We start from the raw sequence: 16041 nt of genomic DNA on the forward strand, positions 1-16041 counted from the left end.
CGGCGTTGGCGCCGAACGTACTGACGTGCACGGAGGTGAGGGATACTCCCCTGATCGCGGACCAGTTTACCAGACGACGCGTGCCCCTCGGACGTCGTCCGAGGGGCACGTGGGTCTGCGCGTGGCCGGGTCAGTTCTGCTGCGCGTCCGCGATGCGCTTCTCCCGCAGACCGTGCGCGCGTTCGAGGAGGTCGTGGTAGCGGGCCTCGGACTCGATGAGCTCGTCCCGGTACTTGGCCTTCACGCCCGGGAGCTGGTCCCGGTACTTCTGCATCTTCTCCGCGGCCTTGGTGCGCTCCTCCAGGGGTGCGGACTCGGGCAGGCTGAGGTAGCGCTCGGACCAGTCGCGTGCGCCGTTAATGATGCGCACCGCCCGGCCCTTGGGGCTGTACAGGGAGGCCAGCACGGTGAGCACTAGGACACCCAGGATGACCGCGAGCGAGAAGCCCGTGGTGACCTCAACCACGTGCACCGGGTGGCCCTCGTTGATGAACGGCAGGGTGTTCTCGTGCAGGGCGTGCAGGATGAGCTTCACGCCGATGAAGCCCAGGATGAGGGCCAGGCCCCACGAGAGGTAGATCAGGCGGTCCAGGAGCCCGTCGATCAGGAAGTAGAGCTGTCGCAGGCCCATCAGGGAGAACGCCGTGGCGGTGAAGACGATGTACGTCTCCTGCGTCAGGCCGAAGATCGCGGGAATCGAGTCCAGGGCGAACATGATGTCCGTGAGGCCGATCGCCACCATGACGAGCAGCATGGGGGTCATCACGCGCTTGCCGTCGACCTCCGTGAAGAGCTTGTCGCCGTCGTACTCGTCCGTGGTCTTCAGGAAGCGCTTGGCCAGGCGCACCATGACGTTGTTGGCCGCGTCGTCCTCGTCCTTGTCCGTGATCTCACCCTTGACCAGGTTGCCCGCGGTGTAGTTGAGGAAGATCCCGAACACGTAGAACAGCGCGGCCCACCGGTTGATGGCCGCGGCCCCCACGAAGATGAACAGCGTGCGGGCGATCAGTGCCACCACGATGCCGAAGAGCAGCACCTTCTGCTGGTCCGCGCGCGGCACCTTGAAGGACGCCATGATGATGAGGAACACGAACAGGTTGTCCACGGACAGCGCCTGCTCTGTGACGAAACCGGCGTAGTACTCGGCAGCGAAGCCAGGACCGTCCCAGAAGAGGATGAGCAGGCCGAACACCAGGGCCAGGGAGACGTAGAGCCCGGTCCACAGGGAGGCTTCCCTGATGGTGGGCTCGTGCGGCTTGCGCGCATGGAAGACGAAGTCGTAGGCGAGCAGTCCCACGATCACCGCAATGGTGATCCCCCACTGCAGTCCGGAAATCTCCACGTGTACCCCTTCGGAGAGCGTTGCTGGGAGCAGCCCGTGGCCGGACCGCACAGGTCATGCAGTGTACCGGAGCGCGGAGGGCATCCGGGCTGGTCAGGCGTGGCCCGCATCCTTCATGCGGCGCAGCTCCTTCTTCAGGTCCGCGATCTCGTCCCGCAGCCGCCCGGCCAGCTCGAACTTCAGTTCGGTGGCCGCGTTGCGCATCTGCTCGCTGAGCTCCTCGATCAGCTGGACCAGGTCCTCCGCCGGAGCGGCGGCCACGCCGTCGCGCAGCAGCTTGGACTCCGCGGCCGCGGCGGCCTGGTTCTTCTCCGGTCCGGTCACGGAGGACGTGCCGCCGCCCTTGCCCTTGACGGGTGCCGTGTGGTTGTTCGCCGCCGAGCGCTGGGCCAGCAGGGTCTTGGTGTCCTCGTCCTCCCGGGCCAGCTGGTCGGTGATGTCCGCGATCTTCTTGCGCAGGGGCGTGGGGTCGATCCCGTGCTCCTTGTTGTACGCGATCTGGATGTCCCGGCGGCGGTTGGTCTCCTCGATGGCGACGTCCATGGAGCGGGTGATCTTGTCCGCGTACATGTGGACCTCTCCCGAGACGTTGCGGGCGGCACGGCCGATGGTCTGGATCAGGGACGTGGTGGAGCGCAGGAAGCCCTCCTTGTCCGCGTCCAGGATCGCGACGAGCGACACCTCCGGGAGGTCGAGTCCCTCGCGCAGCAGGTTGATGCCCACGAGCACGTCGAACACGCCCATGCGCAGCTCGCGCAGCAGCTCCACGCGGCGCAGGGTGTCCACGTCCGAGTGCAGGTACTGGACCTTGACGCCGTGCTCCATGAGGTACTCGGTCAGGTCCTCGGCCATGCGCTTGGTCAGCGTGGTCACGAGGACGCGCTCGTTGCGCTCCACCCGCAGCTCGATCTGCTCCAGGAGGTCGTCGATCTGGCCCTTGGTGGGCTTCACGATCACCTGCGGGTCCACGAGCCCGGTGGGACGGATGATCTGCTCCACCACGGAGTCCACCTTGGACATCTCGTACGGCCCCGGGGTCGCGGACATGTACATGGTCTGCCCGATCCGCTCGAGGAACTCGTCCCACTTCAGCGGCCGGTTGTCCATGGCCGAGGGCAGCCGGAAGCCGTGCTCCACGAGCGTGCGCTTGCGGGACATGTCCCCCTCGTACATGCCCCCGATCTGGGGCACGGTCACGTGGGACTCGTCGATGATGAGCAGGAAGTCGTCCGGGAAGTAGTCCAGCAGACAGTGCGGGGCGGAGCCGCGCGGGCGGCCGTCGATGTGCAGCGAGTAGTTCTCGATGCCGTTGCAGTAGCCCATCTGCTCCATCATCTCGAGGTCGTACGTGGTGCGCATGCGCAGCCGCTGGGCCTCGACGAGCTTGTTCTGCGACTCGAGCTCCTGCAGCCGCTCCTGCAGCTCCTTCTGGATGGACTCGATGGCGGTGGCCATGCGCTCCGCGCCGGCCACGTAGTGCGAGGCCGGGAAGACGTACATCTCCTGCTCCTCGTTCACGATCTCACCGGTGAGCGGGTGCAGCGTGTAGAGGGCCTCGATCTCGTCCCCGAAGAACTCGATCCGCAGGGCGAGCTCCTCGTACATGGGGATGATCTCCACGGTGTCGCCGCGTACACGGAAGGTGCCGCGGTGGAAGTCGACGTCGTTGCGGACGTACTGCATGTTGACGAACTGGCGCAGCAGGGCGTCCCGGTCCATCTCCTCGCCCACGGCCAGGGTGACCATCTGCTTGACGTACTCCTCCGGCGTGCCGAGGCCGTAGATGCACGAGACGGTGGAGACCACCACGGTGTCGCGGCGCGTGAGCAGCGAGTTGGTGGCGGAGTGCCGCAGCCGCTCCACCTCCTCGTTGACCGAGGAGTCCTTCTCGATGAAGGTGTCCGTCTGCGGGACGTACGCCTCCGGCTGGTAGTAGTCGTAGTAGGAGACGAAGTACTCGACCGCGTTGTTGGGCAGCAGCTCACGCAGCTCGTTGGCGAGCTGGGCGGCCAGCGTCTTGTTCTGCACGAGCAGCAGCGTGGGCCGCTGCACGGCCTCGATCAGCCACGCCGCGGTCGCGGACTTGCCGGTGCCCGTGGCGCCCATGAGCACGACGTCCTTCTCGCCGCCCTGGATCCGCTCCGCAAGCTCGGCAATGGCCTTGGGCTGGTCACCGGCGGGCTGGAACTCGGACACGACCTCGAAGGGTGCGACCACGCGATTGATCTTCTGGGCGAGCGACATGGCATCAGGGTACGCGCAGGCTCAGACACGATGACGACGCCGCCCGCCGCCTCCGCACTCGGCTCGCGTGCGTGTCAGGCCCGCGGGATCACGCAACCTCCGCGCGCCACCACCCGTCCACCTGCGCCACGAGCTGCTCGACCGTTCCGGAGTTCTCCAGCACGGTCGTGGCCACTGCGCGGCGCTGCTCGTCCGTGGCCTGTGCGGCGATCCGGGCCCGGGCGTCCTGCTCGTCCATCCCACGGTCCTCGACCATGCGGCGCACGCGCTCCTCCTCCGGCGCCTCGACCACGACCACGCGGTCCATGCCCTCGTGCTGGCCGGTCTCCACGAGCAGCGGGATGTCGTGCACGACAACCCCGCCCGGGGGAACCTCCTCGACCAGCCGGGCGCTCTCCCGGCGCACGAGCGGGTGCATGATCCCGTTCAGGGCCTCGAGCTCCGAAGGATCCGCGAAGACGATGGCGGCGAGGGCCGCGCGGTCCAGGGCGGCGTCGTCGCCCATGAGGACCCGGGGGCCGAAGTGCGCGACGATGCCCTCGTACCCGGCGGCTCCCGGCTCCTGGAGGGCACGGGCCAGAGCATCTGCGTCGATGACGCGCGCACCGAGCTCCGCGAGGCGGCGCGAGACGGTGGACTTCCCGGAGGCGATCCCCCCGGTGAGGCCCACGCGCAGGACGTCAGTGCGACCCGGTCGGGTGAACAGTTCCGTCACGGTCTTCCTCCTCCACCGCGCCGTCCTCCTGCAGGACGGGGAGGATCTGATCATTCCAGATCTCCCGGACCTGCTCCCGCACCTGTTCCACGTCCCCGTCGTTGACGATCACCCGGTCCGCAACGCCCCTGGTCTCGTTCTCGGAGGGGGCACGGTCCACGACGTCCCAGGCGACGTCCACCGGCAGCCCCTCGTCCTCACGCAGCCGCTGGACGCGCTCCTCCGCCGGGGCGGCCACTGCGACCACGAGGTCGAAGCGGTCGCGCTGCTCCGCCTCGAGGGGGTCGCGGACCACCTGGACCATCACGGCGTCCGGCCCCACGTCCCGGGCGCGACGCCGCGCGATCTCCCGCATGTGCGGCATCAGCAGCTCGTGCGCCCGCGCACGCACCGTCTCGTTGCGGGCCATCAGCTCGTCGAGCGCGTCCGAGACCTCGGCCGCCGACGCCTCGGGGGCCGTGGCCAGCTGGTCGCCGAAGACCCGCTCCACCTCGCTGCGCGTCCCCGTGCCGGGTTCGAGCAGCTCGTGCCACATCTGCACGCTGTCGAGCATCACGGCCCCGAGCTCCTCGAAGGCGCGCGCCGCGGTGCGCTTGCCCGCCGAAGCACCGCCCGTCAGCGCGAGCTGGTAGACGGGTCGGCCCTCCTGCTCCCGCTGCCAGTGCCACGTGCGGGGCTGGTGCGTGTCGTGCTCCGGCTCCGTGCCCACCTCGTACTCCGGCCGGATCACGAAGTCCGCAACCGCCGGGCCGGCCTCCTGCGCCCGGCGGTGGTACTCCTCCGCGGGCAGCACGCGCTTCCACTGGCGGGTGCGCATGGGCCGCGCCGTGCCCGCGTCCTGCCGCAGCGCCTGCAGCAGCATGACGGCCTGGAGCACCTCGAGGAGCATCACGGGCGCACCGATCACGATGATAACCTCCTGCAGGGCGTCGAGTCCGTTCTCCCCGGAGGTCGCGATGATCGCGGTGCACACCGCTCCCACGGCGAGCGTCCAGAAGATGCGCTGCCGGCGGGATCCCTCGTCCTCGTGCCCGTTGGCCATGGCGTCCATCACGAGCGCCCCGGAGTCGATGGACGTGATGAAGAAGATCGTGATCACGACCAGCGCCACGAATGCCGTGACCGCGAACCACGGCATCGTCTGCAGGAACTGGAAGAGAGCGGCCTCCGGGTTGCCCTGCGTCACGATGGTCTCCGTGAGGGTCCCCCGCGTCTGCGGGGCGCGGTCGATACGGATCGCGTTGTAGCCGTACACGGCCATCCATACGGCGACGAATGCCGAGGGCACCCCGAGCACACCCACGACGAACTGCCGGATGGTCCGCCCGCGCGAGATCTTGGCCACGAACATGCCCACGAACGGGGCCCAGGTGACCGTCCACGCCCAGTAGAAGACCGTCCAGTCCCCCGACCACTGCCCGCCCCCGTACGTGTCGTTGAAGAACGCCAGCGTGGGCAGCTGACCCAGGTAGCCGCCCACGGGCTCCACGACGGCGCGCATCGTGGACATGGAGGCCCCGGCCATCAGCACGAACAGCAGCAGGGCCACGGCCAGGATGATGTTCGCGTAGGACAGCCGCTTGATGCCCTTCTCCATCCCAGCCAGCACCGACGCGAGCCCCACCGCGGTGATCACGGCGATGATCGCCGCCTGGACCCACCCCTCCATGGGGATCCCGTACACGTACGTGAGCCCGCTGTTGATCTGCAGCGCACCCAGTCCCACGGAGACCGCCAGCCCGAAGACCGTGGCCACGATGGAGAGGATGTCGATGGCCTTGCCCCACGGGCCGTGGATGCCGTCCCCCAGCAGCGGGTGAAACGCAGAGGAGACACGCGGCGGGAGCTTGCGATTGTACGTGAAGTAGCCGAAGGCGAGTCCGGGCACCGCGAGAATGGCCCACATGTGCACGCCGAAGTGGAAGTTCGCGATGTTCAGCGCCTCCACGGCGGAACGGTCCGAGGCCGGTTCGGTCCCGTACATGGGCGGGTTCGCGTAGTGGTTGATGGGCTCCGCGACACCCCAGAACATCAGCACCGCGCCCACACCGGCGGCGAAGAGCATCCCGAACCAGGTCAGTCCGGAGTACGCGGGCTCGGAGTCGTCGTCACCGAGCCTGACTCGACCGTAGCGGCTCAGGGCCAGGCCCACCGCGAAGATCACGAGGCCGGTGACGCTGAGCGTGTAGAACCACCCCGTCTGATAGCGCAGCACGTGCGCGATGTCGCCGAAGACCCCCTGCACCGGCCCCGGGAACAGACTCATGGCCGCGGTGAACACCACCACGAGCGCCGCGGAGACGAAGAAGATGGAGGGCGTGGTGCGCAGCCCGAGACAGTCGTGGAGTCGATGCAGCACGGAGCAACTTTCGGCAGGGAACGTGGACGTCGCAGTCGGCTCCCCCACACTGTAGCGGCCGGTTGTCGGGGACCCTTCTGGTTCGCCACCCGCTTCCGGGTTCTCAGGGGCGACCGGGGACTCTGGCCACCCCCTCCCTACACTGGAGGGCGTGTCCTCCGATCCCCTCGCCGCCCAGTCCCCCGCACACCCTGTGTCCTACACCGTCCCGCGCGCGGGAACGGTCCACTCGGCGGAGCTCGAGATCAAGAAGTCGCGTTTTCTCGCGCTGCTCACCCGAGTCCAGGACGAGGACGCCGCCCGGGCGTTCATCGCGCGCGTGACGTCGGAGCACCGGGACGCGCGGCACCACTGCTCGGCCTTCCTGATCGGGGCGCACCGCGAGATCGGACGCTCCTCCGACGACGGCGAACCGGCGGGAACCGCCGGTGTCCCCATGCTGCAGGCGCTCTCCTCGTACGTGCCCCAGACGCGCGGGGACGACGCCGCCGACCTCTCGGACGCGTGCGCCGTCGTCGTGCGCTGGTTCGGCGGAATCAAGCTGGGAGCGGGCGGTCTCGTGCGCGCCTACTCCGGCGCGGTCACGGAGGCGCTGCAGGACGCTCCCCTGGTGCGGCGCGTCCGCTGCCGCGACCTCGCCCTGCCGGTCCCACACGGGGACGCCGGACGAGTGGAGGCCGAGATCCGCGCCCGTGACCTGACCGTCCTCCCCACCGAGTACCGCGCGGGCCACGCGGTGCTCCACGCGCTCGTTCCAGACCTTCTTTCCGAGCTCGACGCCGCCCGGGCCGTGCTCGCGAGCGTCACCTCGGGCCACGGCGAGCCCACTCTCGGTGAACCGGTCTGGGAGGACATCCCCTGATCCTCGCGGGGGGCCAGGCCCTAACACGTCTGAAGGGCGTGCCCGCGGGCTCTGCCTCGGGTCCGCCATACGACCCAGGCCGCAGGACGCAGCACCTCGGCTCCTCGTGCAGACACTCCCCGGACACGCAAAAGGTCCCGCACCCCTTGGGGTGCGGGACCTTTCGTCAACGCTCAGCGGGTGTCACCCGCCGGAACCCGGGGGGTGACACCCACGCGTGACTCAGTGACCGGTGAGCTTCTCGCGCAGAGCGGCCAGCGCCTCGTCCGAGGCGAGCGTGCCGGCGTCCTCGGAGGACTGCTCCGAGGAGTAGCTCGTGGGACCCGACGCGTGGCTCGGGGCCGACGAGGACGAGGAGGAAGAAGAGGACGACGACGTGGTCGCGGCAGCTTCCTGGTCGTCCTGGATGTGCTTGCGCACCTGCTCCTTGTGGGCCTCCCAGCGGGACTGGGCCTGGGCGTACTGCTCCTCCCACGCCGCGCGCTGCTCCTCGTAGCCTTCGATCCACTCGTTGGTCTCGGGATCGAAGCCCTCGGGGTACTTGTAGTTGCCCTGCTCGTCGTACTCGGCGGCCATGCCGTACTGGGCGGGATCGAAGTCGGTGGACTCCGGGTCCACACCCTCGTTGGCCTGCTTCAGCGACAGCGAGATGCGGCGACGCTCGAGGTCGATGTCGATGACCTTGACGAAGAGCTCCTCGTTGACGGAGACGACCTGCTCGGCCATGTCCACGTGGCGCTGCGCCAGCTCGGAGATGTGCACCAGGCCCTCGATGCCGTCCTCGACGCGCACGAACGCACCGAACGGAACCAGCTTGGTGACCTTGCCCGGCACGACCTGACCCAGGGCGTGGGTGCGGGCGAAGAGCTGCCAGGGATCCTCCTGGGTGGCCTTCAGGGACAGGGAGACACGCTCGCGGTCCATGTCCACGTCCAGCACCTCGACGGTGACTTCCTGGCCGACCTCGACAACCTCGGAGGGGTGGTCGATGTGCTTCCAGGACAGCTCGGAGACGTGCACCAGGCCGTCGACGCCGCCCAGGTCCACGAACGCACCGAAGTTGACGATCGAGGAGACGGTGCCCGTGCGGACCTGGCCCTTCTGCAGCTGCTGCAGGAAGTTGGCGCGCACCTCGGACTGGGTCTGCTCGAGCCAGGCACGGCGGGAGAGGACCACGTTGTTGCGGTTCTTGTCGAGCTCGATGATCTTCGCCTCGAGCTGCTGACCGATGTACGGCGCGAGGTCGCGGACGCGGCGCATCTCCACGAGGGAGGCGGGCAGGAAGCCGCGCAGGCCGATGTCCAGGATGAGGCCGCCCTTGACGACCTCGATGACGGTGCCGGTGACGACGCCGTCCTCTTCCTTGACCTTCTCGATGTCGCCCCAGGCACGCTCGTACTGAGCGCGCTTCTTGGAGAGGATCAGGCGACCTTCCTTGTCCTCCTTGGTGAGGACCAGAGCCTCCACCTCGTCACCCACGGCCACGACGTCGTCAGGGTTGATGTCGTGCTTGATGGACAGCTCACGCGAGGGGATGACACCTTCGGTCTTGTACCCGATGTCCAGGAGGACCTCGTCGCGGTCGACCTTGACGACGGTGCCTTCCACGAGGTCGCCGTCATTGAAGTACTTGATGGTTGCGTCGACAGCGGCGAGGAAGTCCTCTTCCGTTCCGATGTCGTTGACGGCAACCTGCTGGGTGGTGGTGGTCATGTAGTAGGGACTCCGATGGAATTGGTTTGATGGTTTCCCGTTCCCGGTGCCGCCCGGTGGGGCGTTGTCCGGAAACTCAGGTGGTGCTCAGGGCGTGCGAATGCACGCACCGCTCCAGTCTAGGGCCCGAGCACCTCGGGTTCAAGCCTGGCGCGGTGCGTGCCTCCGCGGGTGTGCGGTCCCCCGAGGGGGCGCGGAATCAGAACGGGGAGATGCAGTACGGGTCCGTGGGCGTGGACATCAGCGCCTGGATGTCCCGCAGGGCGTCCTGGTCCCGCACGCGCAGCAGCCCGCCGTAGTACAGGGTGGAGGCCTTGACGGCCCCCAGGTACAGGGAGCCCAGGGCGTCCACGTTCAGGGCCACGTCCACGCCGTCCGGCAGCTCAACGGCGGGCATGGACTTCCCGGCGAGGTCGTCCTGCGTGCGCGGCCGGTCCCCCACCCGTTCCACGCGGGTCTCGTCCCCGGTGGTGTCGATCGTGAAGATGCCGTCCGCGAAGCCCATGGAGTCCACGATGGACAGTGTGAGCCGGCGGTGGGACGTGTAGCGGCGGGCGCTCAGTGCCGCCACGGGGTCGAGGACGCGCAGCCACAGGCGCTCGAAGCGCTTGCGCACCGTGTACGCGGACATGTCCACCATGCCCCACATCAGGGCGTCCTCCATGGGCGCACCCGCGTGGCGGACCTCCGTGACGAGGTCCAGGTTGCACAGGTACTCCCACAGGGCGATGCGCCCCTCCCAGTTCGGGCACACCAGGTCCACGACCTTCAACGCACCCTCGAAGCCCTGCGTGGGAAGGAACTTGTAGCTGACGTACCCGTCCGCGCGGCCGTCGGCGTCGTAGTGCACGGCCGTGCGGATCTCGGGGTCCGACTTGCCCTCGTGCCAGTCCCAGGCGCCGGAGACCAGACCCCACCACTTGGGCTGGCGGTCCACGGAGCCGGCGGTCTGCCGGTGGAAGCGCTCGAAGATCTCGGGGGCGAGCCGCGCCACCGCCTGGTTGTCCGCCATCTCCACGGAACCCACCGTGGGCGCCTTCAGCTGCAGCCGGGTGTGGGCGTCCACCGTGATCTCAGTGTTGAACGTGCCCGCGCCGAAACCGAAGCGGCCGTAGATGGTCGCCTCGGAGGCGGTCAGCGCCGCGATCGGGAAGCCGGCCTCGTGCGCCTCGGTGAGGTCGTCCGTCATCAGACGGCGCAGCAGCCCGCGGCGGGCGTGGGTCGGGCGCACGGTGACCTCGGAGATGAGCCAGGCGGGGACCCCGGCACCCGGTCCGACCGTGAGCTCGGAGTTCCAGGAGCAGAACGTTGCCACCGGCCGGTCCGCGCCCAGCGCCGCCGTGGGGACGGGATCGGCCGTGTAGGCCGCCCGCAGCCGGGTGCCCACCGCGCGCATGGACTCGAGGATGTGGCCGGTGGCCTCCTCGGTGGGCTCGGGACCGTGGAAGCCGTGGTCCACGGCGCGGTGCCACTCGACGGCCTCGGGGTTCGCCGCCACGCCGCCCTCCTCCACGAAGAACTTGCGCAGCACGTAGTTGCTGCCGCGTGCGCTGTACGTGGTCTCGGTGGGCTGCTCGTTCGGGGGTGTCGCGGTCATGGTGCTCCTCGGTCTGCGGGGTCCTCGGTCTGCGGAGTCCCGGGGCGGGTCCGACCGCCGGGCGGGGTCGGAGACGCACGCGGGCGGACGGTCTGGCTGCGGGGTGGGCGTCAGTGGGCCGCCTGGTGCCACGTGCGCCCGGTGCCCACGTTGACGTCCAGGGGCACGGTGAGGTCCGCGGCGCCGGCCATCTCGGTGCGCAGGATCTCCTCCACGGCGGCGGCCTCCCCGGGGGCGACCTCCACGATGAGTTCGTCGTGGACCTGCAGCAGCACGCGGGAGCGCATCGACCCCTCGCGCAGGGCGCGGTCCACGCCGATCATGGCCTTCTTGATGATGTCTGCGGCCGAGCCCTGGATGGGCGCGTTCAGGGCCATGCGCTCGGCGGCCTGGCGGGCCTGCCGGTTGTCGCTCGTGAGCTCGGGGAGGTAGCGGCGGCGCCCGTCGATGGTCTCCGTGTAGCCCTTGGAACGGGCCTCCTCGACGACGCCGCGCAGGAAGTCCCGCACCCCGCCAAAGCGCTCGAAGTACCCGCTCATCATGGTGCGGGCCTCGTCCACCCCGATGTTCAGCTGCTGGGAGAGTCCGTAGGAGCTCAGCCCGTAGACCAGTCCGTAGCTCATGGCCTTGACCTTGGAGCGCATGGCCGGGGTGACGTCCTCCGGAGCGACGTCGAACACGCGCGAGCCCACGAAACGGTGCAGGTCCTCCCCCGCCCGGAACGCCTCGATGAGACCTTCGTCCCCGGAGAGGTGCGCCATGATGCGCATCTCGATCTGTGAGTAGTCCGCGGTCATCAGGCACTCGAACGGGCCCTGCGCGTCCTCCCCCACCACGAACACGTCGCGGATGCGCTGGCCCTGCTCGGTGCGCACCGGGATGTTCTGCAGGTTGGGTCCGGTGGAGGACAGCCGCCCCGTGGCCGCGACGGTCTGCTGGTACGTGGTGTGGATCCGGCCGTCCTCGGCAATGGCGTCCCGCAGGCCGGCCACGATCTGCTTGAGCTTGGAGTACTCGCGCCAGTTCATCAGGGCCACGAGGAACCGCGAGCCCTGCGTCTCCGGGTCCACCCGTCCGAGCAGGTCCGCGACCGCGGCGGCGTCCGTGGTGAAGCCGGTCTTGGTCTTCTTGGTCTTGGGCAGGCCGAGCTCGTCGAACATCACGGCCTGCAGCTGTTTGGTGGAGCCCAGATTGATCTCGTGGTCGAGCTGCGCCTGGGCGAGCTCGAAGGCCTGGTCGATGGGCTGCTGGAGATCTTCGAAGAGCTGGTCGATGCCGGGACGGTCGATGGCGATGCCCGCGTTCTCCATGCGGGCGAGGATCACCGCGAGCGGCATCTCGAGCTCGGTGAGCAGGGGCAGCTGACCGTCCGCCTCGAGCAGGCCCCGCAGGTGCTCGCTCAGCTGACGGCACGCGGCACCCAGGGTCGCCTGGCGTACGAGCTCGGCGTCGCTGACACCGGACGGCTCACCGTCCGTGTCGAGGTCCAGTGCGGTCTGGCCCTGCTGCTCGGCCGCCGAATCCGCCTCGACCGTCGCGACCTCCACGTCCAGGTGCTGGGCGAGCTGGGCCTCCAGCTCGTAGGAGCGCAGCGCCGGGCGCACCAGGTACCCCGAGAGCTGGACGTCGTCCACGACGCCCGCGAGCTCGATGCCGCGCAGCAGCAGCCCGTGGTAGAGGTCCTTGAGCCCGTCCACGATCTTGGGCGCGGCGGGGTCCGCGAGCCATGCCTCCACCGCGCCGGAGAGGTCCTGGTCCGCCTCGACCAGGTCCACGGCGGCACCCGTGGCTCCGGTGAGCATCAGGCTCGTGACTTCCGTGCCGGACGGCGCCTTGGGTTCGACGGAGAGTCGGCGCACGACGACGGCGTCCCCCTCCTCGAGCGCTGCCGTCCAGGCCGCGAACTCCGCGGCGGTGCGCACCCGGGTGACGTCCGTGACCTCGGCCGGCGTGACGGCGTCGTCGTCCGCGGCGGCCGCACCGAAGGCGTCCAGCAGACGTCCGCGCAGCTGCGAGCCGAACTCGAGCTCGTCGAAGATGGCGGCCACGGTCTCCGGATCCGCGTGCGGCAGGGCGGCGTCCGTGAGGTCGATGTCGAGCGGGAGGTCCGTGAGCAGGCGGTTGAGCTTGCGGTTGCGGCGCACGAGGTCCTCGTTCTCGCGCAGCGCCTCACCCTTCTTGCCCGTGATCTTGTCCGCGTGCTCGAGCAGGGACTCCACCGGGCCGTAGGCGGTGATCCACTTGGCGGCGAAGCCGGGGCCCACGCCGGGCACACCCGGCAGGTTGTCCGCCGTCTCCCCCGTGAGAGCGGCGAGGTCCGGGTAGTTCTGGGGCGCGACCTTGTACTTCTCGAAGACCGCCTCCGCGTCCATGCGGCGCAGGTCCGAGGGGGTGCGGCCCGGGTAGACCACCGTGACGTGGTCCGTGATCATCTGGAAGGCGTCGCGGTCCCCCGAGAACACGAGCACCTCGAAGTCCTCCGCGGCCGCCGTGGTGGCGAGCGTGGCCAGGACGTCGTCCGCCTCGTGGCCCTCGCTCGTGACGATGGGAATGCCCACCGCCTCCAGGATGCGCTGGATGTTGGGGACCTGGCCGTGGAACTCCTCCGGGGTCTCGTCGCGGCCGCCCTTGTACTCCCCGTACTCCTGGGAGCGCAGCGTGGGGCCCTCGAGGTCGAAGGAAACCACCAGGTGGGTGGGCTTCTCCTCGCGCAGGAGCTTGACCATGGTGTTCACGAAGCCGTAGACACCCTCGGTGTGCACGCCCTCGGAGGTGACGAACCCGGGACCGCCACCGTACTCGGCGGCGCGGGAGAGCGCGAAGAAGGCGCGGAACGCCAGGGAGTGGCCGTCGATCAGCAGCAGCCGCTTCTCCGGCCGGGAGACGGGCACGGGCAGCGGCACCTCCCGCGGGGAGTCGGTCTTCTCGCCGATCACCACCGTGCGGGTCGCGGGCTGGTCCTGGGCGGCCTTGTCCTTCGTCTCAGTCACACGACCATCCTAGGGCCAGGCTCCGACGCCCCGGGGCGCAGGGCCGGGCGGTCAGGCCACCTGGCTGATGATCGCCTCGGCCACCTCGCGCATGGACAGCCGGCGATCCATGGAGGTCTTCTGGATCCAGCGGAACGCCTCCGGCTCGGAAAGGCCCATCTTGGTCTGGAGCAGGGACTTGGCGCGCTCCACGAGCTTGCGCGTGGCGAACTGCTCCTTCATGTCCACGACCTCGTTCTCGAGCGCGGCGATCTCCTCGAAGCGGGACATCGCGATCTCGATGGCGGGCACCACGTCCTCGACCGTGAAAGGCTTGACCACGTAGGCCATGGCCCCGGCCTCGCGGGCGCGCTCCACGAGCTCGCGCTGGCTGAACGCCGTGAGCAGGACGACGGGCGCGATCCGCTGGCCCGCGATCTGCTCCGCCGCTGTGATGCCGTCCATCACGGGCATCTTCACGTCCATGAGCACCACGTCCGGGCGGTGCTCCGCGGTCAGGGCCACGGCCTGCTCGCCGTTCTCCGCCTGCGCCACCACGCGGTAGCCGGCGTCCTGGAGCATCTCGACGATGTCCATGCGGATCAGCGCCTCGTCCTCCGCCACCACCACGGTGCGGGTCTCGCCGGCGCCGGGCGCGGCAACGGTGTCCTCCTGCGAGGCTTCCGCCGGGACGGGCTCGGGCGCGGCGTTGTCCGGGGTGCTGGGTGAATCCGTCACGGGATCTCCTCGGTTCGGGGTCGGACGTCCGTCACGGGCGGACGCGGTACGGCGGTGCAGACGACATGTGGACGACGACGCCGCACGGCACGGGTCCTCACGGTCGGGGCCCGTGGGCGCGCCGCCCGGTGTCCCGCGCAGCCGTTCTTACGGCCTCTGCGGGGGCCTCCGGGGCGTCGTCGCAACGGTCTCCAGCCTAGTCCCATCATGTATGCTGTGAGCCGCGCCAGCGGGGTGCCTCCGGTGAGAGGCCCACCACTGACCGGCCCAAGTGGCGGAATTGGCAGACGCGCCGCACTCAAAATGCGGTATGGAGACATGTGTGGGTTCGAGTCCCACCTTGGGCACCGCAACGCTCCCGGTGGGAGCAGCACAGGAACGGCCTCGTTGACGCGGGGCCGTTTTTCGTTGCCACCGTGCCGCCCGTAAGGACCCCGGGCCATGAGCAGTGCCCCGTGAGCCACGTACGCGGACCCCGGCCGCCAAGGCGCCAGGCCTCACTCGCCGCACGCCACGGGTTCGACGCCCGTCACGACACGTTGTGACGTAGAACGCAGTCAGTGGCCCTCCCCGGTAGGTTGGTGCGCACGCACTCATTTGCTATCGCAAGAGCGATCCGTCACGCAGACCACAGCAGGGAGAACACCATGAGCACCCCCACCAACGGACCCGCCCCGAGGGGCAGCCCGGGAACCACCGCCCCCAGGACGGCCAGCCCTACGGGCAGCAGGGCCATCCGCAGCAGGGCTACTACCAGGAACCGCCGAAGAAGAAGCGGAAGAAGTGGCCGTGGATCGTGGGCATCATCGTGGTGGTCGTCCTCCTGCTCTTCGCCGGGTGCGTCACCCTCATCGGCGGCGCCGCGAAGACCGTGAACGACTCCATCCAGTCCAGCGCCGCGACCAGCTCCGCGGACAGCAACAGCAGCGCGGGCTCGGCGGACGGCAAGGACCAGCTGAAGCTCGACGCCACCGCTTCGGAGTCGGCCTCCGTCTCCTACGGTGCCGGCGGCTCCATGAGCACCGCCGACATGACCACCACGTGGACCGAGACCGTGACCGCCAAGACCACGGACTTCTACTCGGTGACGGTGCAGGACAAGTCCGGCGCGTCCGACGCAAAGGTCAGCTGCACGCTCACGCGCGACGGCAAGAAGACGAAGGAGAACAGCGCCACCGGCGCCTACTCCATCGCCACCTGCTCGGACACGCCGTAGGCACCACGGCGCAAGGCACGCATCAGGGCGGGGCCGGATTCGTCCCGGGCCCCACCTGATCTGCCCACCGCCACCACAACCTGGTTGAACGCACGTTCCACCAGCGACGAACGGCCCCGTGGGAACGGGGCCGTTCGCATGTCCGCACCGTTTCGCACCGTCGCGCCCGCGGGCACCGGCGCGCGGGCCCCGGACATGGAACGACGACGGCGCGGGGCTGCGGATCTGCTCGATCCACGGCCCCGCGCCGTCGTCGTTCACTCAGCGTGTCGCCGGGCAGTGCTCA

At 69.2% G+C, this 16041-nt stretch carries 10 protein-coding genes and 1 tRNA gene; 3 read left to right on the top strand and 8 right to left on the bottom strand.

The window, feature by feature from the left end:
• Nucleotides 1-130 precede the first annotated feature (130 nt).
• The 4 genes from KVA01_RS03890 to KVA01_RS03905 form a co-directional block, all read right to left on the bottom strand.
• A complete protein-coding gene (locus KVA01_RS03890; protein ID WP_141269016.1) occupies nucleotides 131-1342 on the bottom strand; it encodes a TerC family protein in 1212 nt (403 codons plus the stop codon).
• A gap of 93 nt (nucleotides 1343-1435) precedes the next feature.
• Entirely contained in the window at nucleotides 1436-3586 is a 2151-nt protein-coding gene (uvrB, locus tag KVA01_RS03895) for an excinuclease ABC subunit UvrB (RefSeq protein ID WP_068467195.1), read from the bottom strand.
• 88 nt (nucleotides 3587-3674) lie between these two features.
• The gene (gene coaE / locus KVA01_RS03900) at nucleotides 3675-4301 is read right to left on the bottom strand and encodes a dephospho-CoA kinase (RefSeq protein ID WP_233438745.1); all 627 of its coding nucleotides are present in this window, start codon (nucleotides 4299-4301) and stop codon (nucleotides 3675-3677) included.
• Nucleotides 4267-6660 carry a dephospho-CoA kinase gene (locus tag KVA01_RS03905; RefSeq protein WP_141269020.1) on the bottom strand — a complete coding sequence of 798 codons (2394 nt, stop codon included), beginning with the start codon at nucleotides 6658-6660 and terminating at the stop codon, nucleotides 4267-4269. Before KVA01_RS03905 ends, coaE begins: the two co-directional genes overlap by 35 nt.
• Before the next feature lie 151 nt (nucleotides 6661-6811).
• On the opposite strand from KVA01_RS03905, the gene KVA01_RS03910 reads away from it, so the two are divergent.
• Complete coding sequence (locus KVA01_RS03910) at nucleotides 6812-7522, top strand: IMPACT family protein (RefSeq protein WP_233438746.1); 711 nt, start codon at nucleotides 6812-6814, stop codon at nucleotides 7520-7522.
• 222 nt (nucleotides 7523-7744) lie between these two features.
• On the opposite strand, the gene rpsA is transcribed toward KVA01_RS03910, so the two are convergent.
• The 4 genes from rpsA to KVA01_RS03930 form a co-directional block, all read right to left on the bottom strand.
• Nucleotides 7745-9235 (bottom strand): 30S ribosomal protein S1, encoded by a 1491-nt coding sequence (gene rpsA, locus KVA01_RS03915; RefSeq protein WP_068467200.1) that lies wholly within the window; start codon nucleotides 9233-9235, stop codon nucleotides 7745-7747.
• Nucleotides 9236-9434: 199 nt separating this feature from the next.
• Nucleotides 9435-10832 (bottom strand): GNAT family N-acetyltransferase, encoded by a 1398-nt coding sequence (locus tag KVA01_RS03920; RefSeq protein WP_068467202.1) that lies wholly within the window; start codon nucleotides 10830-10832, stop codon nucleotides 9435-9437.
• Nucleotides 10833-10942: 110 nt separating this feature from the next.
• Complete coding sequence (polA, locus tag KVA01_RS03925; protein WP_141269023.1) at nucleotides 10943-13822, bottom strand: DNA polymerase I; 2880 nt, start codon at nucleotides 13820-13822, stop codon at nucleotides 10943-10945.
• Nucleotides 13823-13873: 51 nt separating this feature from the next.
• Nucleotides 13874-14431 carry an ANTAR domain-containing response regulator gene (locus KVA01_RS03930; RefSeq protein ID WP_068467245.1) on the bottom strand — a complete coding sequence of 186 codons (558 nt, stop codon included), beginning with the start codon at nucleotides 14429-14431 and terminating at the stop codon, nucleotides 13874-13876.
• 373 nt (nucleotides 14432-14804) lie between these two features.
• Here KVA01_RS03930 and KVA01_RS03935 point away from each other — a divergent pair.
• Nucleotides 14805-14886: transfer RNA gene (locus tag KVA01_RS03935), tRNA-Leu, on the top strand.
• A 449-nt stretch (nucleotides 14887-15335) separates the two neighbouring features.
• Complete coding sequence (locus KVA01_RS03940) at nucleotides 15336-15755, top strand: hypothetical protein (RefSeq protein ID WP_141269025.1); 420 nt, start codon at nucleotides 15336-15338, stop codon at nucleotides 15753-15755.
• Nucleotides 15756-16041: the final 286 nt, after the last annotated feature.

The organism is Kocuria varians (genome assembly GCF_006539885.1).
Classification (GTDB): domain Bacteria; phylum Actinomycetota; class Actinomycetes; order Actinomycetales; family Micrococcaceae; genus Kocuria; species Kocuria varians.